Raw genomic sequence first — 18,213 nt, 5'->3', positions numbered from 1 at the left:
TCAAACGAAAAGACTCCCGCCCCTAGACTTGCAAGGGACGAGAGTCGAAAACGTTTCCCGCGGTACCACCCAAATTGACAGCAAAGCCGTCCAACTTGAATCCTTAACGCGGACAAACGGCATGGGTTACTAGTACTTTCACCAATGCTGGCTCCAAGGCGAGTTCATCGATGTCGTTGCAAGCTCCCACCAACCGCCTGCTCTCTGTTAATCGACAAGAACGATTACTATTCCTCTTCAATACCGACACTATTTGGTACTAGTTTACCCGATTCATCTATTTTTAACAACCATCAACTTACGCCTTCTTTGACATCATTCACGATCAAATCGGCTTCTGTCGAATCAATCACTTCTTGGACGGTGAATCCTTCGAACACTTCTTTCAATTCCAAGCCGTCCGGAGTAACGTCGATCAAAGCACGTTCCGTAATGATCCGATTGACTACGCCTTTTCCTGTCAATGGCAAAGAACACTCTTTTTTAATCTTCGGCGAGCCGTCTTTCGCGACATGGTCCATAATGACGATGATTTTCTTCGCGCCATGGACGAGATCCATCGCGCCTCCCATGCCCTTGATCATCTTGCCTGGAATCATCCAGTTGGCCAAATCGCCCTTTTCCGATACTTCCATGCCGCCCAGAATGGCAACGTCTACGTGCCCCCCACGTATCATTGCAAAAGATTCGGCGCTATTGAAGTACGCAGAACCAGGAATCGATGTAACCGTTTCCTTTCCGGCGTTAATCAAATCAGGATCCACTTCGTCTTTCGTCGGGTATGGTCCGATTCCGAGCAATCCATTCTCCGATTGCAGGACGACTGTTTTCTCAGGTGATATATAGTTCGCGACTAATGTCGGAATTCCAATTCCAAGGTTTACGTAGTTGCCATCTTCAATTTCCTTTTCAGCTCTTCTAGCAATTCGTTCGCGCACATTAACTTGTCCCATTCGTACAATCCCCTTTCCTTATCGAGTCGTCAAACGCTCGATCCGTTTTTCCTGCTCCGCTTGCAGAAGACCTTGCACATAGATGCTTGGCGTGTGAATCGTCGCCGGATCCAGATCACCTGTCTCCACGATTTCTTCCACTTCTGCAATCGTTACTTTCCCTGCCGTCGCAATCATCGGATTAAAGTTTTGAGCCGTTTTATTGTAGATGAGGTTTCCAAATTTATCGGCTTTTGCAGCCCGCACCAAAGCGAAATCCGCATACAGCGCTTCCTCCAGGACATACTCCTTGCCATTATATTCCCGGACTTCTTTCCCTTCCGCTACAACGGTCCCTACTCCTGCAGGCGTGAAAAACGCAGGAATGCCTGCACCACCAGCACGGATCTTTTCTGCCAGTGTTCCTTGCGGCGTCAATTCCACTTCAATTTCTCCAGCGAGCACTTGGCGTTCAAATTCTTTATTTTCCCCAACATATGAACTGATCATTTTCTTGATTTGCTTATTTTTGAGCAGGAGTCCGAGTCCCCATTCATCGACTCCGCAGTTGTTTGAAATGATCGTCAAATCTTTGACGCCTTTTTCGACTAGTGCCAAAATGAGCTGTTCCGGAATCCCCACTAGTCCGAAACCGCCTACCATTAATGTAGCGCCGTCTTCGATGTTCGCTATCGCTTCTTGTGCAGATGAATAAATCGGTTTCATCCAACATCCCCCTTTTGCAATATTACTTCTCTTTCATTAAAACAGAAGATTTGCAATGTTGCAATGGCCGTTGTTTTTTTCTGTCGGCTTATGAAGATAATGATCGGCAGATGATGCAACATGAAAAAACATGATACAATCAACTAGTCAGAGGAGTGAGGTAACAATAGGTAAAGATACAGCCAAATGTAGTCACGGACAAAATATATAAACCACACGAATTTTCAAAAATGATGGGAGTCTCTGTGAAAACTCTAGAAAAAAGTCAAGGAGGATGAAGAAGTTGAGAAAAGCATATAAGACTGAGCTTCTTCTTGACGAGAATCAAAAACAAAAAGTGAATCAAACGATAGGCACTTGTCGATATGTTTATAATTTGTATTTGTCAACAGCACAAGACCATTACAAAAACACAGGGAAGCATTTGTCAGGATATGATTTTTCGAAGTGGTTAAACAATGTTCATCTAAAACAAACTGATGAATGGATCAAAAATGTTTCAAGTAAAGCGGTTAAACAGTCCATCATGAATGGTGATAAGGCCTTTAAGAACTTTTTCAAGGGGTTGGCAAAGTTCCCACGTTTTAAAAAGAAAAAGAATCAAGATGTGAAAGCTTATTTCCCGAAAAACAATTCGACGGACTTGACCGTTGAACGCCATCGGATTAAAGTGCCAACGATTGGTTGGGTTCGATTAAAGGAATTTGGCTACATTCCAACGGATGCAGCCATAACCAGTTGCACGATTTCGCAAAAAGCAGGTCGCTATTTTATTTCCGCCTTGTGTGAAATCGAAAAAGTGCATAAAACCTATGTCCCAGAACAGGATGGGATTGGAATTGATTTAGGAGTGGGTGCTTTTGCAGTTTGTAGTGATAATGTTCAATTCCTGAACATCAACAAAACCCAGTACGTCATAAAATTAGAAAAAAGTTTAAAGCGACAACAGCGTAAACTGAGTCGTAGTTACGAACAAAATAAAAATCGCAAGCGAGGTGAATTCTGCGCTAAAAACAGGCAGAAACAACTCTTAGTTGTTCAAAAACTGCATGCTAGACTAGCGAACATCCGACATGAACACATTCGGTATGTGGTGAGTATGTTGGTGAAAACCAAACCAGCGTATCTTACGATTGAAGATTTAAACGTTAAAGGTATGATGAAAAATCGGCATTTATCTAAAGCTGTCGCACAGCAATCCTTCTTTTCTTTTCGGGAATTACTGAGAAACAAGTGCGGGGAGCATGGCATCGAACTAAGACTGGTAGATCGGTGGTACCCTTCTTCTAAGCTCTGCTCGACTTGTGGATTCAAAAAGACAAGCTTGAGTCTCTCCGAACGAAGAATATTCGTGTGTGACAGTTGCGGTACAGTTCTTGATCGTGATTTGAATGCTAGTTTAAATCTGAAATTCGCAAAAGAATATACGACAATCACGAAATGATAATCGCATATATGTAGGGTGGGCTACATCCGAATTAACGCCTGTGGAGTGCTAAACCAACCGGAGTAGCGAGCATTCGGCGAAACGGGGTACGAAGAAGCAGGAAAACGTCTAGCATAGACAAAATAGCTATGTTTGTCTATGTTTTTAGTAGCAGTGAAACATGTGGACAAACAAAAATTCCCCTTCCCGTCTGAAGGGAAACGATATTATACATGGTCTAGGCATTTGAAGGACGAGTTTGGCTTCAAAGTGTTCAAAGTCGCCTTGGATGCAGGGTTTGATTGCCCCAATCGGGACGGTACGGTCGCTTTCGGGGGCTGTACGTTTTGCAGTGCCGCCGGATCCGGTGATTTTGCGGGTGACCGGGTCGATCCGATTGATGTCCAATTCGCCGAAATACGAGATAAAATGCACAAGAAATGGAAAGAGGGCAAGTATATGGCCTATTTCCAAGCATATACGAACACCCACGCACCATTGCCTAAGCTAAAGGAGAAATTTGAAGCAGCCCTGGCACAGGAAGGTGTCGTCGCCCTATCCATCGCCACCCGTCCGGACTGTTTGCCGGACGATGTCGTAGAATACTTGGCCGAGCTTCATGAAAGGACATACTTATGGGTCGAGCTCGGGTTGCAAACTGTCCATGAAAAGACGGCGAACTTGGTCAATCGCGCGCACGACTTCCAAACCTATGTCGAAGGGGTCAATAAACTCCGGAAACACGGCATTCGCGTCTGCACCCACATCATCAACGGCCTGCCAATGGAGGACTATGACATGATGATGGAAACCGCACGTGAAGTCTCTAAACTCGATGTACAAGGCATCAAAATCCATCTTCTTCATTTATTGAAAGGGACACCAATGGTGAAGCAATACGAAAAAGGCCAGCTGGAATTCCTGGAAAAAGAGGAATATATCAATTTAGTCGCCGATCAATTGGAAATCCTGCCACCCGATATGGTCATCCATCGCATCACCGGTGATGGACCGATCGAGTTGATGATCGGACCGATGTGGAGCGTGACAAAATGGGAAGTGCTCAATGGAATCGACAAGGAACTGGAACGACGAGGTAGTTGGCAAGGGAAATATTATGAGAAAGCGGTCGAAACGATATGAACCAAATCAAACTCCATCGGGTGCTCCCGTTCGCCAAACGATTATTGGCGGAAACAATCCTGCCAGGAGAAACCGTAGTGGATGCAACGGCAGGCAACGGCAACGACACGCTATTTTTAGCGGAACAGGTCGGAGAAGAAGGACATGTCTTCGCTTTCGACATCCAGCAAGCGGCCCTTGATGCGACGAAGAAACGGCTCTCAGGCCTGAACAATCGCGTGTCTCTCATTTTGGATAGCCATGCCAATGTCTCCGAATATGTGGAGGGACCGGTTGGAGGGGCGATCTTCAACCTTGGTTATTTGCCGTATAGCGAAGATTTGTCGGTGATCACTAAGCCGAAAACGACCATCGAAGCCATCCATCAATTGCTCGGCATGCTGAAAAAGGGCGGTATCATCGCGGTGTCGGTTTACGAAGGCCATGAGGGAGGAAAAGAGGAACGGGACGCCTTGCTTGCGTATGTGAAGACCCTCCACCAGGCGGATGTGCATGTCATCCGGTATGAATTGCTCAACCAGCGGAACAATCCCCCTTTCCTGATTGCATTCGAAAAGCTGCGGGATTTTGAGGAAATCAAGCCGATCGAGTAAAATGTCTCTCACAATGAAATGAACCAAAAAGCGTTCCGCCAATGTGCGAAACGCTTTTTTGAATCCCTATGCTTTGGATAAAAACTGTTGTTGAACGGATAAATAAGGTCGCCCTTCTCCCCATTGCACGGTGACCGGAACATTGAATGTTTCCGTCAGCAGATCGTCTGTGAGAACATCCATTTTCGGCCCAGCCGCAACCAGTTGCCCATCTTTCAACAAAAGCACATGCGTGATTTCTTTCACCAATTCTTCTATATGATGGGTGACGTAGACGATATGGCAACCGTTGTGGGCCACCGTCTCCAACGCCTGCAAAAACTGCTCGCGCGAAAGAATATCCAATCCTGAACACGGTTCGTCCAAAATGAGCATTTTCGGATCACTCATTAATGCTCGGGCAATGAGAACCCGCCTCTTTTCCCCTTCCGATAGGAGTTGTACCGACTTCCCTTTCAGATACGACAGACGGAAATCTTCAAGCAGTTGATCGACGCGATCCCAATCCGCATCCGTTACTTCCTCATAGACGCCAAAGCTGGCGAATTTACCGCTGACGATAATTCTTTCCACCGGGTCATTCTGGAAGTATGACGAAAATCGTTCTAATGAACTGCTGACAAACCCGATTTGTTTCCGGAGTTCCGGCAAATTCGTTTTTCCAAATTTATTTCCCAGCACTGTCACTTCCCCGCTGGAAGGAAATTGATAGGCGGAAATGATGTTCAATAGGGAGGTCTTCCCTGAACCGTTGAGTCCGAGTATCCCCCAATGTTCATCCTTCTGGAAAGCCCAATCAATATTATGTAAGATTTTTTTAGTCCCTCTTTGAAAATGGACATCTTTCAATGAAACAATCGTCTCCATATGCCCTCCTCACTTTCTTTAATAGTTCCCACCTCAAAATTGACGTATGTCGGCAATCGGTCCTACTTCGCGCAGGTTTTCATTCTCCAGGAAATCAAGCAGCTTCCTGGCCGTCTCTTCAGCGCTGGCCAGTGCCCCTGTTTCTTTATAATCAATGAACCGCTCTAACATCGGGAAGTCCTTCTGATCACTCGCCCGTATTGTCTCCTGCATCCCTGTATCGATGATGCCTGGTGCAATTGAGACAATCTCGACTGGATGCTTCTCCTTTTCCTGTTCCAATGCAGAAACCCGTGAAAAGTGGTCCAGTCCGGCTTTGGTCGTGCAATAGACCCCCCACCCTGTATACGGTTTACGGCCAGCTCCCGAGGAAATGTTCAGGATTCGCTTCGTTCCAGTAAAATTCTGCAAGGCAGCGATAAACGTATTGGACAGGATCATAGGCGCTGTCAAATTGACGGTGATCGCTTTCTCCAGTGCCTGGGCATCCAATGTCCCCGTCAATCCGATCGGTTCAATCATTCCGGCGTTATTGATCAGCGTGAAAGAGTCTGCCTGCCCAATAGTTTCCCGAATCAAGTCTGTCATCAGGCCCTCAAGTCGGCTTGTCTCCGACAGGTCCGCGGTTATGAAATGTTCAGCATTGACAGGATTCGTCCGGGCAATGCCAATCACCTTCTTGCCCTTCTTCCACAACTGTTGATAAATAGCGGATCCGATTCCCTTCGACGCGCCTGTCACAATAAAAACATCCATCATTCATTCCCCTTTCGTATAACTGGCAAGCCATTTTTTCAGATCATCATTCTGTAATGGCTGTTGCACCACTTTCTGAAAAGACTCCGGTTCTAGCAATCGGGATAAATCCTGTCCGTACCATTCCTTGACGTTTTCTCTCGTTACGGTAAAAGAGCGATCCGTAAACTGCATATTGACCTGTTCGACATTTTGAATCAACACAAAGGCCGCAGTCGTATTGTACAGGACAGCCTGCTCCGCCTTGTCTCCAAGTTCTTCCGCAGCAGCTTCGTAATGGACGGTAACCGAGAGGGCTTCCGAATCCATTTCAATCGGTCCCTTCATCTCGGAAAGCGGTAGCGATTGAAACAAACCGCTCGTATTGGAGGCATCTCCCATATATTGGGATTTTAAGGAAAGCACTTGCGCAAAATCATGTGTCAGCGGATCCTGTTGTCTATTCGACTCTCCCACTTTTGCCTTACTTGGAATCTCGTAATACTGAATCCACACATACAACGGAATCGCAATCAAAATCAACAGCCCAATTAGCAATCTCCTCTTATCCATCTCGTCCCCCCAAGCTCTTTCTACTATAAGTAGTGTACCATTCCGGAATGGGGACAGTCACTTATACAATTCAAACGCAATTCTGACTTTAAAGCAATAACCAACAGAAGGGTTCCTGTTCCTAAATGAATTTTGAATTTTTTTAGAACCTAGCACCTTTTCAACTTTTAATATAATCAGTATGCACCTGTCCCCCTCGCCCTACAAATAACGACGTACTTTAAAGAGAGGAAGGAAGTTCCAGAATGAATAATTTCTAATTGAAAAACTTAAACTCCTTTCTCTAAATATGCTAGAAAGGAGGAGGACAACATGTCGCTATTTTTTGAAGATGAAATTCAAAAAGTGATGAGAAATACCGATCGTTCAGGCTTGGAAAAATTACTTTCCGAGGACCCTCGGAATCAACCAGGTTGGTCAGACAAAAATCGTAACAATTATTTCAGGCAAACTTTTTATCGCAAGAATAAACAAAATCCCCGAAATCGACCACACGGCTGGTAGGACAACAATTATGAAAAAGCGCTGATCTATCAGGGGTCAGCGCCTTGTTAGATAAGGATTCTAATTGAATTCGGGATTACTTTAGAACCTTGCATCAACAAGACTAAGAGGCTTTAATTTCCATCCACTCGGATGACAAGCAAAGAGAGTTGTCCGAAAATTCTCAGCTGGCGCCATAATTTCCGTGCCAATAATAGTTACTTTCCCCCTCCCTTTGTGTTAACATTATTTAAAAATTAGTTAACTGATAGGGGTGTAAAGATGAGAAAGTTCACGGTATACGAAATGGCGGAAATATCCGTCCTTGCCTGTTTAATTATTGTCGCAGGCTCATTTAAAATCCCGACTGGTATTCCCGGATCCGAATTTCAACTATCGGCTCCACTTGCAGTTGCCATTGCAGCTGTGTTTGGATTCAAGCGCTATCTGATTGCGGGCATCCTTTCCAGCATCATTTTATTCCTGCTTAGCATACATACGATCATCAACATAGAAATTTCGATGATTTTCCGGTTGACTGTCGGACTGATCATCGTCTTCTTTGGGACTTCCTTGCCCGTACTCCTGATTGCCGGTCCGATTGGCACTACCATGGCGAGGATCGGGCTGGCGATGACCCTCGGGGTGCCGTTCTGGACGCTGTACATACCAACCATTCCCGGAATGGTCATCACAGCAGCATGCGCCTGGCCGTTAACGAAGCTGCTTAGATCGACATATCAAAAAGTTGGGAGCCGACAATATGAGAAGCGAGCTATTTAGCATTCGGATGCGGGCTGCGGAAGGAGGCGCCCATGAGGATGGAGGAAAACATATTTCGGGTGCCGAAGCTCTAGTGGAAGAAAAAGGATTGGAAAAATCCGTTCTGGACTTCCTTTCAAAAGCCCGGACACATACCCGCGGGACTCCTGACTTTTTACAAATTTCCGTCGAGAAAGTTGCTACACATGACATTAGAAAAATAGAAACCTTGCCCGTTAGGCGGTTTGATGTTTCCTCGATTGCGGAAGGTCGAGAGAAAGCCGCCGAGTTGCTGAAAAGGATAAGGATTTCAAAGGTAGCGATCGACAACGCGTTCCACCATTTACTGAACGGCCCGACACATCGGGGCGCAATTTTAGTGGAGGCCCATTCCGGCGAGCGGATGGACGCCCGTGGGTTGAAAGGAATCCGAGTGTCACGGTTCGGATGGAATTCCGATGCCGCCCTACCGGCAAACGGGCGAATCCGCGATGCAATGGCGATCGCTTCCAAAGTGGCCTCCTCCCCTTTTTCGGTCGCTGAACTGTGCTGGTCCGATGACCCGGATTATACGGCAGGCTATGTCAGCAGCGGGACGTTTGGCTATATGCGGGTTTCCCGGTTAAAAGAGATAGGTTGCGAAACTGGAGGGCGTGTCTTTTTCATTCTGCCAAACACGGATGTGGATGACTACATCCGCTATCTGGAAAAATGCCCGGTCCTAATTTCAACAAAAGGGAGAGAACTATGATGGAACAACGCTTTTTTGAAACTTTAGAACAGTTGGAGTCAACGTCCCTTCTTCGATCGATGCGCACATTTGCGACCGGCAACGAAGCGGAAGCCGTCATTGATGGACAGCGGCTCCTATTGTTCTCTTCGAATAACTACCTCGGGCTAGCGACGGATTCCCGCTTGAAAAAGAAAGCGGCCGCAGCGATTGAAGACTTCGGGACGGGGGCGGGGGGTGCGAGACTGACGACAGGCAATTCGGTTCTCCACGAACAGCTTGAAAAAGAGATTGCCGATTGGAAGCGGACGGAAAGTGCTCTCGTCTTCAGTAGCGGCTATTTGGCCAATCTTGGAGCCATCTCAAGCATCTCGCAAAAAGGGGATGTCATTTTCTCAGATGCTTTAAACCACGCGAGCCTCATTGACGGGTGCCGGTTGAGCCGGGCACAAACGATTATCTATAAGCATCGTGATATGGCGGATCTGGAATCAAAATTGCGGGCGCATTCTGGTACTGGAAAGAAACTTATTGTAACAGATGGGGTTTTCAGTATGGATGGCACCATCGCACCGCTTCCTGCAATTGTGGAGCTGGCGGAACGGTATGATGCGTATGTCCTCGTCGATGATGCACACGGGTCGGGCGTCCTCGGGTCGAACGGAGAAGGGACGGCCAGTCATTTCGGTATCCAGGACAAGATTGATTTTACGGTGGGTACAATGAGCAAAGCGATCGGGGCGGAAGGCGGATTTGTCGCTGGCTCCGCATCCGCGATAATTTTTTTACAAAACCGGGCGAGGCCGTTCATCTTCCAGACCGCTTTAGCACCAGCTACCATTGCGGCGGCCCGCGAAGGGGTACGTATCCTACGGACAGAACCCGATCGAAGGGAAGCGCTGCTGCAAAATGTTCAAAAAGTGTTGTTCTCTCTGAAGGATGAAGGGTTCCAACTGCTCGGCTCCGGCGAGACACCCATCCTATCGGTGCTAGTCGGGGATGCCGCACGCGCAATGTCTTTTTCACATCGGCTGCTGGAGCGCGGCATTTTCATCCCGGCAATCCGTCCACCGACGGTACCTTTACAGACAAGCCGGCTCCGTATCACATTCATGGCCAGCCACACGGATGACCATCTTCAGCAATTGCTGAACGCCCTCGTGGATACGGGAAAGGAATTAGGAATCGTTTGAAGGGAGTATTATGAGGTTTCTTCACAAACATGGATGAGTTCTTTTGGAATAGGTTCGAAAACTAACACTTCCGGCTTCCGATAGGGTTTCTGTAATACATATTCATCCAACGGCATCATACTCTCCCAATATAAAGTATTCCAATGCTCTACTTTTTCGCCCGTGTCAAAATTCAAGGCTTCTTCATCAAACTCCTTGAAATCATCGTAGAATGCTTGATCATAGATGGATAGCGAGATATCTCCGTCAAATACTAGAATCTTTTCGGTAAATGCAGGAAAACAGAACGATTTGGAAAAACGGTTTGTCAAATCCACTCCTATGGCTTCTCGGAAATCAACCCAGGCAGGTATATGAGGTGGCCTCAAGCTCTCGGTGATCTCCACTTTCACCCTGCCGCCTATACTATAGCGATAGTTGGATGTTGTAGTGCTACGTATTCCATTCTGCATAACTTGCTCTATCGATACAAAATGTGGATGGTCATCCGGTAAATACGCGTGATATAAAAGCTGCAAATCCATTCTCTATCACCCGCTTTCTTTTCATTGAATTTGGCCACGAGGAATTAGATTTGACAAGTCTGATAATAATCTTGACAAAGCATGTAGCCAATCAAGACTATCGTGTCAGATGACGAATGTTTACTCATTGCTCATAGACGGTAATGAACAACTCTCCATCTACTTCCTCGAATACACTTACAATAATATTTCGATTTGGAAACCTGTCTTTAAAGCTAAGGGACCAGAATTGTTTAAGAACTTCTCCTAATGCCTGGATCTGGTCCCCCGTGACTTCTTCATTAACATTGATATGAAAAAAGTCTTTGACTTGGTAGAGGTTCATCATTTTTTCGATGGTCACTTTATTATTTTGAGAGTCCTCTTTCCACCTCCTGAAATTCTTTTGTGAAAACTTATCTTTTAATAAAAAGCATCCTTCTACCCTGACAATATCCGGATAGAAAAATTTCGCAAACCCAAGAGCTGTGTGTATATCGGATTTCATATTCACATAGTTCCACCATGTAAAATCCCCTTCATTCACCTCTTTAAATCCCATAAATTCCTCATTTATTTCATCTTTGAACAAAAATATCACCCCCTGATCTTTTTAATGAATATTTTCGGGTATTACAGACGGATCGGCTCGCCGAACTTCATTACATCCCGATACTTCTCCCCTGGATTCTTGAGACCCAACAAAAAAGAATCTTGAAAGACATTCATCCAATCAAGATTCTAATATCCTTATTTCATTAAAAGCCCCCAAACAGTAAATTCATGAAAATATTCCGTTCGCTCGATACACAATCCAAAATCAAGATCTTCTCCAACTAGAATAAAATCTCCATAGCCTGATGAATATTTGGTTAAGTCGAGAACTTTATCCAAATTGCTAAATATTTCATTCACATGAATCAATACCGCTTCAATCTCATGTTCCCTATAAACCAATAATCTACCTAACTTTGGCGTTACTTTGATATGATCTATAGTCTCTTTTGACAATTGTATTGATCTTTGAATAATTTCTTTATCGTTGCCTCCTTGCAATTGAATCTTATTTTCTGTAGTAGCAAGTAATGAAAATACTTCCTTACAAAATAAGTCATTGTCTTCATTATCTAAAAAAGGATTCTCTGCAAGGTTCAGAAAGTTTAATTCTTGAATCAATATCTTCCTTCTGCTTTTTCTTTTTAAGAGCTCCATCTTTGTTATTCTCTCGCCACCCAAATTACTCACCTTCAGGTTTGTTCTCTCTATTTACGCTGCAGCTTGCTGCAAATATTGACGTTCCATATTTAGAAATTCATCAAACAAGGTAATTAACCTATTCACATTTTCTTCTTTAGTGTATTGGGAAGGATCAAAACCTTCTGGAGGGGCCAGATAGTTAATGAAGCTTTCCATGTCTTCTGGGTAATCAAAATCAGCATACACTTCCGCAACCTTATCCAACAACTCTTCCAAATCGTTTTGATACCGCGCCTTCAAAGAGGCCAAAAGTGCAAATCGCCATTTCCTTTTCTCAATATGCCAGATGTCAGCGTCTAAATCCAAATCTTCAACATCCAACTTCTCCAATATATGTGCCAATAAATTCTCGAAGTCCGTATCTTCCTCGCCCCAAGCAAGTTGAATGATGTTTTGATCATTTGTTTCAGGATGGTTAGTTAAATACTCAACTGCATAGCTAGCTACTTCACTAGGTTTTAGGAGATCTGTTTTCAACCCTGCATACACTGTTTTCCAACAACAACTTATTTGGTTCTGCTTGAAAATATCCAATGAAATACCCACGCTTTATCATCACCTTAACTTTATGGTCTTTGATTTGGAGTACCTGTAATCTGGCCATCCGGGATAAATCTCCGATGTGTGACTCCTTTTGTCGGGTCAACCATCCATTCGAATATTCCTTCTTGGTCTTTCACAGTTGTTTTCCTCTCGAACATTCTTAGGTCTTTATTGTAAACATCTTTATTATCGTAGTACTTCATTCCGCCTTTGATTTGAAACAAGTCCCTCTTTACTCCATCACCGCCAACTACATCAAACTTCTTGGCATTCGGCGAGTAATTATCGATTATATCATTGAATCCATGTTGTCCATCCGGCTTCTTTAAAGCACTTCCTGATCGGGTATTATCGAGTACCGGGTGTGAAATGGTTTTACCTGAACCTTTCCCGCCCTCCACGATCCCCAATTTTTTCGGATCGGTCACTTTACCGACATCTTTCACTTTGCCGCCGAATGCCTTCTTGAGCAGCTTGAATCCCAATCTTCCCGCTTTGATGCCTTTTCCGATTGGTGTGACAGAAACGATGGCCAAGCCTTTGTCGACTAAGGAGGCTTCCTTATCCAGAATGGTGTTGACATCGTCCATGACTAGAAAGTCCACGACAGCCTTCATCGCCTTGTCGGCGTTTGGCGGGACGAGCCCCTGGAAATTCGCACGCTCGCCAATGATCGCCTTGTACTGCATGTCTGGATCGCCATCATTGACACGGGCTTCGGTTCGGGTACTCGTTTGTAAATGAAGTCCCTCAGTTGCCAAAGCAGCGTAAATCTGCTGCAATTCCTCATCTTTGCTGGTCGCGGCAACCGGTTTATTGGCTTCGTTCAGTTTAGCTTCGATGCTCTTTTGGAGTTCCCTTGGCGACTCGGGATCACCAATGACTCCCGACGTAAACTTCTCCTGGTATTGCACATCTGTCTGAAGAAGGTTCTTCGCCAACAGTTCCGCCCACTGACCGGTGTTGAAATGGATGTCTGTTCTGTCATCCGTGAACATGCCTTCGACGTCCGTTATCCAACGCTGCATCACTTGCAGATGATTCTCAATCGCCGTTAAGGCGTTTGTCTGTTCTGAATCAAATCCGTGCAGCTCTGTCACTGTATTATCCCGTTTTCTCTTCGACCTGTAAACGCCCTCTTGCACATCTCTATCATCAAGATTCGGCAAGGCGACAATATCCACCACTTTGCTCATGATGTGGTTCGCTTCATCGGTCAAATTTGCCGTCACCATTGCAATCTCCGTCAATCCCTGTTCCACTTCCCCTTCCAGGAAGCTTTCACGGATAAAACCCGACGGATCCGGCTCGAGCGTACTCAAGGCGGCATCCATCCGCTCCAGCACGTTCCGGAAATCATTCTGCATCATATGGAACAACCGGATGAACGGAAGATGGACTTCATTATAGAACGAACGGATGGCATGGCCACCCTCCCCTTTGAACGCCTCATCAAGTGCGACAAACGCCTCGATGGCCGTTTCCACCGTATTCATCTCTGTCTCCAGACGGGTCAGCATGTCGATATTATTACGCAACCCTTCATGAAACGGATTGACAGCCAGGATTTTCAACTCGCTCTCACCTGCCATTCCACCTTCCGAACAAAGACAGCCTCCACTTCACCCAGTCCCCTTTCTGTCATCAACTCAAAATCCATGTTTTTACATAAGTTATAAATAACACGCTTGGTTGCCGGGGTCAAATAACATAAAAAAACGAGAATAGCGGAATAAGAAGAAGGTCTTAAGGAATAAATGCCTTTTGGGGTTTTAATCGTAAATCTTTCTCTACTTCACATGCTGTCCCAGACGAATATACGGTTCAAAATTACGATAAACCATGCCGCTCCCCATTCTTTTGCTTCATTTTGGTGCCTGTCACCGACACAACTCTGACATTCTGACAATAGAACTAGCGGCGCATTATTCATCAAAGTGAGATGAAATACGCCGCTACTCCGTATGATGCCAGGCCCGTTATACCTTGCATGCAACTATTGATTCACTCCATCAGTTCAGCAAGAATTTCATATGAACGCAATCTATCTTCATGAGAATAAATGCCCGAGCTGATAATCAATTCATTCGCCTTCGTCGACTGCAAGAAGGACTCCAGTTTACGCTGGACCGTTTCCCGATCACCGATGATGGTGGATGGCCAACTCATCAATTCCCCAATCGCGATTCTTTCGTATTCCGAAAAGAACGTGTCTGGATCATCGACCGGAGGCTTGAACTTCGTCGTGACTCCTCTGCGGATATTCAAAAACTGCTGTTGGTAGGAAGTCGCGAGCCAATGTGCCTTCTCGTTCGTATCTGCCGCGATGACATTCACGCCGAGCATGACGTACGGTGCCGACAGATCTTTGGAAGGCCGGAACTGCTGATGGTATAGCTGCAACGCCTGCATCAAATAGCCTGGCGCAAAATGGCTCGCAAATGAAAATGGCAGCCCTTGCTGCGCGGCAAGTTGTGCGCTGAAACCGCTGGAGCCAAGAAGCCAGATGGGGATATCCTGTCCCTCCCCCGGAACCGCACGGACGCGGGCCTGCAAATTGTACTCGAAATAGCCACGCAGCTCCGCCAATTGCTCCGGAAACTCCTCCCCGCTACTATGTAATGTCCGACGCAGAGCGTACGCTGTTGCCTGGTCGCTTCCCGGCGCACGGCCTAGCCCCAGATCGATCCGGCCCGGATACATGGCTTCGAGCGTACCGAACTGCTCGGCGATCACGAGAGGCGCATGATTCGGAAGCATGACCCCGCCCGAACCGACTCGGATCGTCTTCGTCGCGCCGGCTACATGGCCGATGATGACGGAAGTCGCCGAACTGGCAACACCTTGCATATTATGATGCTCCGCAAGCCAAAACCGGTTGAACCCCCATCGCTCGGCATGCCTGGCCAGGTCGACACTGTTCTTGAATGACTGCGTCGCATCACTGCCTTCGTTAATCATCGCGAGATCTAGAATGGATAAAGGGATGCCCTCAAATTTCTTTGATGATGTACTGATCACATCAATTCACCTCTACTTTTTCGTTCTACGAAGATACTACTGAATGTTCGTTCCCCTTTATCATATCGCTTTGAGATGTTGGATTCCATTTGGGGGATTAAGAACGGAGAATGATAGTACATGAGCCTGCTGCCGCATAGAACGGGGACGATGCACCCATCGGCGGGAATACTAGTGCATTTTCTCCTTGGCCTGCTTTAAAGTAGCGACAATGAGAAAGCTGACAATGACCAATAAGAGCCATGAACTCACCTTTCCAAGATGTACGAGATTCCATGCTTCGGCTTGGTTCGGATATTGCCAAGCACCAAAAAATGTGGCGATGTTTTCAGCAATCCATATAAAGAATCCAATGAGCACGAATGACAGGGCAATTGGCATACGATACCGTGTTCCATTCACCTCATAGGTGACCCATGATTTCCAAAAAACGAGGACGACTAGTGCCGATAACCACCAACGAACGTCAATCCAATAATGGTGCGTGAAAAAATTCAAATAAATCGCAGTTCCTAGAGGGACGACGACGAAAAACGGCGGCCACTTAACTAGATCGACCTGTAACCTCCGCCATGCTTGGCACAGATAACTAGCGACACTTGCGTACATAAAACCGCTATACAAAGGTACTCCCATAATTTTAAAAAATCCATCCTCCGGATATGACCAGGATCCCATATGAACCTTGAAAATTTCCAAAGCCAGTCCAATCAGATGGAACAATGTGATAACCTTCAGTTCATCCCGTGTTTCAATTCCCGATCGCAACATCCACCATTGCATAAGAAGGAAAATAAGGAGCAGCCAGTCATAGCGTGGCAAGAAAGGAAGTGGTACGACTTGGGTAATCGCCAATGAGCCGAATATTACGACGGGAAATATACAGGAAAGGGCCTGCTCCCAACCGAAACGGGCGATTTGCCCGAACCCCTTCGCGACCCGGGAGGCCCCTTTCGTAAAGTCATAAACTGATCCCTGTTTAAGTTCTTTATCTATCTTCATCGGACCGGTACTCCAAAAGGTCGCCAGGTTGACAGTCCAATGCTTTGCAAATCGCCTCTAGCGTCGAAAGTCGGATTGCTTTCGCCTTGCCATTTTTCAAGATCGACAGATTGGCCATCGTGATGCCGACCCTCTCCGATAGTTCCGTGACACTCATTTTCCGTTTTGCCAGCATGACATCAATATTGATAATAATTGTCATCTCATTCACCTCAAACCGTTAAATCATTTTCTGATTTGATTTGGATCGCTTCCTGTAACAGCTTTTGAAGGACTGCCGCAAAGACAGCGATCACCAGGGAAGCAAAGGCGATGACCATTGCTATGACGATGAGACCCGGCGCGTCGTCTCTCTCCGCGATGAGATAGAAGAGTGGTAAGCCAGCCATAAACAGGAGACTGATTGCAATGCCACAGTATTTTATATTCTTCAAAGCCGTAACAGACAGGTCCGAGAAAGCGATATTCTTGTCAATATAACTCAGTAGTTTAAATGCTTGATACAGAGCTATGTAATAAGGAATCGCTGCTGCATACAAATCGATGAAAACAAAATATTTTATATAACTCTGATCAGGATACAGCTCTGCAGAATAATTCGCGATTCCAGGAACAAAGAAGACGCACAATGCTAAAATCGGGATTCCCATTAGAATGACTGCCGTCTTTAAAAAAAGTGTTGACCCTTGTTTCATAATAAAGCACCTCACTTAGTAGTATGAGATAATTTTAAAACATTATTTATCGTTTTGCAATAAATAATTGTTGTTTTTGAATGTATTATTATTGAGGGGCGGCATGTATAAATTCCCAAAGCCCAAAAAACCAACCTCTGACAATCAGAGGTTGGTTTTTTGTCATTCTAATATTTTGATCTTCACACTTTTGCGTCCCCATTGGTAGGCTTGGCTCTTTGTTGGGAAAAACACATCAATTTTATTCCCTTTAATGGCACTGCCTATATCACCGGCGATCGCGTACCCGTAGCCTTCTACCCAGACTTTTGTCCCGAGTTTAATGACGCTTGGATCCACTGCAATTACTTTGATATCCGGGTTCCGTTTCAGGTTAATGCCTGTTTTTGTGACTCCCGAACAACCGTTACAATTTGCTGTGTAGGCACTAGCGGAAACCGTGAATTCCTTCACGACATTTCCTTCATCCGATCGCGATGGTGCTTTGGCGACCGATTTAGCTGTCTTTTTCGCTGCCGCTGCTTTGCCTTGTGCAGCCACTTTCAGTTTTTGTTTAGGATGGATCGTATTCGATTTTAAGTTATTCCATGTTTTCAATTGGGCAACAGACACATGATGTGTTTTGGCGATCTTGTATAAAGAGTCGCCTTTCTTTACGGTGTACGTTGACGATGCGGCAAAACTTTCATTCGCACCGCTGACCAATAAAGCAATTGCGATAATGAGGGTCCCAAGAAATTTTCTCAATAGCTCTTCTCCTTGTGCTTTAGTCTACACACAGTCTATCAGCCGAATGTTACAAAACGATTACAACAAATAACCTTTAACGTTACAAAAAGAAACGTTATATTACAGGGTGGGTGCCGCTATAATGAAATCATCAATGAATCCGGATTGGGAAATGGGAGCAAGTCAAGTGCCGACAAACAATCGAAAAGCATTGAAAAGTACCGGTACGATCGCTTTTCCACTGACATGAGCACGCTCGTAACGTTAGGGGCGTAAATTCGTCTAATAAAGGACAATAAG

The 18,213-nt window shown here is 45.5% G+C and carries 22 protein-coding genes and 1 other annotated feature; of the genes, 7 read left to right on the top strand and 15 right to left on the bottom strand.

Annotated elements, in window-relative coordinates:
* Positions 1-30 precede the first annotated feature (30 nt).
* Positions 31-250: a binding site (T-box leader), on the bottom strand.
* A 43-nt stretch (positions 251-293) separates the two neighbouring features.
* Both AB1K83_RS04200 and AB1K83_RS04195 read right to left on the bottom strand, forming a co-directional pair.
* On the bottom strand, positions 294-953 hold the full coding sequence (locus tag AB1K83_RS04200) for a 3-oxoacid CoA-transferase subunit B (RefSeq protein WP_413056897.1): 660 nt from the start codon (positions 951-953) through the stop codon (positions 294-296).
* An 18-nt stretch (positions 954-971) separates the two neighbouring features.
* On the bottom strand, positions 972-1,658 hold the full coding sequence (locus AB1K83_RS04195) for a CoA transferase subunit A (RefSeq protein WP_413056896.1): 687 nt from the start codon (positions 1,656-1,658) through the stop codon (positions 972-974).
* 283 nt (positions 1,659-1,941) lie between these two features.
* Between AB1K83_RS04195 and AB1K83_RS04190 the strand changes: the two genes are divergently transcribed.
* The 3 genes from AB1K83_RS04190 (at position 1,942) to AB1K83_RS04180 (ending at position 4,820) form a co-directional block, all read left to right on the top strand.
* Positions 1,942-3,102, top strand: coding sequence for an RNA-guided endonuclease InsQ/TnpB family protein (locus AB1K83_RS04190; protein WP_413056895.1), 1,161 nt, complete (start codon positions 1,942-1,944; stop codon positions 3,100-3,102).
* 165 nt (positions 3,103-3,267) lie between these two features.
* Complete coding sequence (locus AB1K83_RS04185) at positions 3,268-4,227, top strand: TIGR01212 family radical SAM protein (RefSeq protein ID WP_413056894.1); 960 nt, start codon at positions 3,268-3,270, stop codon at positions 4,225-4,227.
* Positions 4,224-4,820, top strand: a complete 597-nt coding sequence (locus AB1K83_RS04180) for a class I SAM-dependent methyltransferase (RefSeq protein ID WP_413056893.1) — start codon at positions 4,224-4,226, stop codon at positions 4,818-4,820. The genes AB1K83_RS04185 and AB1K83_RS04180 overlap by 4 nt, the downstream gene beginning before the upstream one ends.
* Before the next feature lie 66 nt (positions 4,821-4,886).
* On the opposite strand, the gene AB1K83_RS04175 is transcribed toward AB1K83_RS04180, so the two are convergent.
* Genes AB1K83_RS04175 through AB1K83_RS04165 form a run of 3 tightly spaced genes read right to left on the bottom strand, consistent with a single transcriptional unit; the run spans position 4,887 to position 6,995 of the window.
* Entirely contained in the window at positions 4,887-5,687 is an 801-nt protein-coding gene (locus AB1K83_RS04175; protein ID WP_413056892.1) for an ABC transporter ATP-binding protein, read from the bottom strand.
* Positions 5,688-5,720: 33 nt separating this feature from the next.
* A complete protein-coding gene (locus tag AB1K83_RS04170) occupies positions 5,721-6,446 on the bottom strand; it encodes an SDR family NAD(P)-dependent oxidoreductase (protein ID WP_413056891.1) in 726 nt (241 codons plus the stop codon).
* Complete coding sequence (locus AB1K83_RS04165) at positions 6,447-6,995, bottom strand: DUF4825 domain-containing protein (protein ID WP_413056890.1); 549 nt, start codon at positions 6,993-6,995, stop codon at positions 6,447-6,449.
* 312 nt (positions 6,996-7,307) lie between these two features.
* On the opposite strand from AB1K83_RS04165, the gene AB1K83_RS04160 reads away from it, so the two are divergent.
* From AB1K83_RS04160 to bioF, 4 genes are all read left to right on the top strand, one after another.
* Positions 7,308-7,499: a hypothetical protein gene (locus AB1K83_RS04160; protein ID WP_413056889.1), complete on the top strand. Its 192-nt coding sequence runs from the start codon at positions 7,308-7,310 to the stop codon at positions 7,497-7,499.
* A 261-nt stretch (positions 7,500-7,760) separates the two neighbouring features.
* Positions 7,761-8,261, top strand: coding sequence for a hypothetical protein (locus AB1K83_RS04155; protein ID WP_413056888.1), 501 nt, complete (start codon positions 7,761-7,763; stop codon positions 8,259-8,261).
* A complete protein-coding gene (locus AB1K83_RS04150; protein WP_413056887.1) occupies positions 8,242-8,991 on the top strand; it encodes a 6-carboxyhexanoate--CoA ligase in 750 nt (249 codons plus the stop codon). Before AB1K83_RS04155 ends, AB1K83_RS04150 begins: the two co-directional genes overlap by 20 nt.
* Positions 8,991-10,163 carry an 8-amino-7-oxononanoate synthase gene (gene bioF / locus AB1K83_RS04145; protein ID WP_413057082.1) on the top strand — a complete coding sequence of 391 codons (1,173 nt, stop codon included), beginning with the start codon at positions 8,991-8,993 and terminating at the stop codon, positions 10,161-10,163. The genes AB1K83_RS04150 and bioF overlap by 1 nt, the downstream gene beginning before the upstream one ends.
* Positions 10,164-10,171: 8 nt before the next feature.
* Here bioF and AB1K83_RS04140 read toward each other — a convergent pair whose 3' ends face one another.
* From AB1K83_RS04140 to AB1K83_RS04095, 10 genes are all read right to left on the bottom strand, one after another.
* Positions 10,172-10,687, bottom strand: a complete 516-nt coding sequence (locus tag AB1K83_RS04140) for a DNA polymerase III (protein ID WP_413056886.1) — start codon at positions 10,685-10,687, stop codon at positions 10,172-10,174.
* A gap of 124 nt (positions 10,688-10,811) precedes the next feature.
* Positions 10,812-11,267 (bottom strand): hypothetical protein, encoded by a 456-nt coding sequence (locus AB1K83_RS04135; protein ID WP_413056885.1) that lies wholly within the window; start codon positions 11,265-11,267, stop codon positions 10,812-10,814.
* 149 nt (positions 11,268-11,416) lie between these two features.
* Positions 11,417-11,842 (bottom strand): hypothetical protein, encoded by a 426-nt coding sequence (locus AB1K83_RS04130; protein WP_413056884.1) that lies wholly within the window; start codon positions 11,840-11,842, stop codon positions 11,417-11,419.
* 90 nt (positions 11,843-11,932) lie between these two features.
* Positions 11,933-12,469, bottom strand: coding sequence for a DUF2247 family protein (locus AB1K83_RS04125; RefSeq protein WP_413056883.1), 537 nt, complete (start codon positions 12,467-12,469; stop codon positions 11,933-11,935).
* Between the two features lie 20 nt (positions 12,470-12,489).
* Complete coding sequence (locus AB1K83_RS04120; RefSeq protein WP_413056882.1) at positions 12,490-14,058, bottom strand: ribonuclease YeeF family protein; 1,569 nt, start codon at positions 14,056-14,058, stop codon at positions 12,490-12,492.
* A 412-nt stretch (positions 14,059-14,470) separates the two neighbouring features.
* A complete protein-coding gene (locus tag AB1K83_RS04115) occupies positions 14,471-15,487 on the bottom strand; it encodes an LLM class flavin-dependent oxidoreductase (protein WP_413056881.1) in 1,017 nt (338 codons plus the stop codon).
* 171 nt (positions 15,488-15,658) lie between these two features.
* The gene (locus AB1K83_RS04110) at positions 15,659-16,489 is read right to left on the bottom strand and encodes a DUF817 domain-containing protein (protein WP_413056880.1); all 831 of its coding nucleotides are present in this window, start codon (positions 16,487-16,489) and stop codon (positions 15,659-15,661) included.
* Entirely contained in the window at positions 16,476-16,691 is a 216-nt protein-coding gene (locus AB1K83_RS04105) for a helix-turn-helix domain-containing protein (protein WP_413056879.1), read from the bottom strand. The genes AB1K83_RS04110 and AB1K83_RS04105 overlap by 14 nt, the downstream gene beginning before the upstream one ends.
* 10 nt (positions 16,692-16,701) lie before the next feature.
* On the bottom strand, positions 16,702-17,184 hold the full coding sequence (locus tag AB1K83_RS04100) for a DUF2975 domain-containing protein (protein WP_413056878.1): 483 nt from the start codon (positions 17,182-17,184) through the stop codon (positions 16,702-16,704).
* Between the two features lie 162 nt (positions 17,185-17,346).
* Entirely contained in the window at positions 17,347-17,931 is a 585-nt protein-coding gene (locus tag AB1K83_RS04095) for a 3D domain-containing protein (RefSeq protein WP_413056877.1), read from the bottom strand.
* Positions 17,932-18,213: the final 282 nt, after the last annotated feature.

The sequence above is a fragment of the Sporosarcina sp. 179-K 3D1 HS genome, from assembly GCF_047228905.1.
GTDB lineage: Bacteria > Bacillota > Bacilli > Bacillales_A > Planococcaceae > Sporosarcina.
Note: the sequence above shows the minus strand (reverse complement) of the source record. Positions and strands in the feature narration are given on the sequence as shown.

Excerpts from the sequence above, each read along its gene's own strand:
- AB1K83_RS04200 (WP_413056897.1), bottom strand. The coding sequence starts at position 953 with ATGGGACAAGTTAATGTGCGCGAACGAATTGCTAGAAGAGCTGAAAAG.
- AB1K83_RS04195 (WP_413056896.1), bottom strand. The coding sequence starts at position 1,658 with ATGAAACCGATTTATTCATCTGCACAAGAAGCGATAGCGAACATCGAA.
- AB1K83_RS04180 (WP_413056893.1), top strand. The coding sequence starts at position 4,224 with ATGAACCAAATCAAACTCCATCGGGTGCTCCCGTTCGCCAAACGATTA.
- AB1K83_RS04175 (WP_413056892.1), bottom strand. The coding sequence starts at position 5,687 with ATGGAGACGATTGTTTCATTGAAAGATGTCCATTTTCAAAGAGGGACT.
- AB1K83_RS04170 (WP_413056891.1), bottom strand. The coding sequence starts at position 6,446 with ATGATGGATGTTTTTATTGTGACAGGCGCGTCGAAGGGAATCGGATCC.
- AB1K83_RS04165 (WP_413056890.1), bottom strand. The coding sequence starts at position 6,995 with ATGGATAAGAGGAGATTGCTAATTGGGCTGTTGATTTTGATTGCGATT.
- AB1K83_RS04160 (WP_413056889.1), top strand. The coding sequence starts at position 7,308 with ATGTCGCTATTTTTTGAAGATGAAATTCAAAAAGTGATGAGAAATACC.
- AB1K83_RS04155 (WP_413056888.1), top strand. The coding sequence starts at position 7,761 with ATGAGAAAGTTCACGGTATACGAAATGGCGGAAATATCCGTCCTTGCC.
- AB1K83_RS04150 (WP_413056887.1), top strand. The coding sequence starts at position 8,242 with ATGAGAAGCGAGCTATTTAGCATTCGGATGCGGGCTGCGGAAGGAGGC.
- bioF (WP_413057082.1), top strand. The coding sequence starts at position 8,991 with ATGGAACAACGCTTTTTTGAAACTTTAGAACAGTTGGAGTCAACGTCC.
- AB1K83_RS04140 (WP_413056886.1), bottom strand. The coding sequence starts at position 10,687 with ATGGATTTGCAGCTTTTATATCACGCGTATTTACCGGATGACCATCCA.
- AB1K83_RS04120 (WP_413056882.1), bottom strand. The coding sequence starts at position 14,058 with ATGGCAGGTGAGAGCGAGTTGAAAATCCTGGCTGTCAATCCGTTTCAT.
- AB1K83_RS04110 (WP_413056880.1), bottom strand. The coding sequence starts at position 16,489 with ATGAAGATAGATAAAGAACTTAAACAGGGATCAGTTTATGACTTTACG.
- AB1K83_RS04105 (WP_413056879.1), bottom strand. The coding sequence starts at position 16,691 with ATGACAATTATTATCAATATTGATGTCATGCTGGCAAAACGGAAAATG.
- AB1K83_RS04100 (WP_413056878.1), bottom strand. The coding sequence starts at position 17,184 with ATGAAACAAGGGTCAACACTTTTTTTAAAGACGGCAGTCATTCTAATG.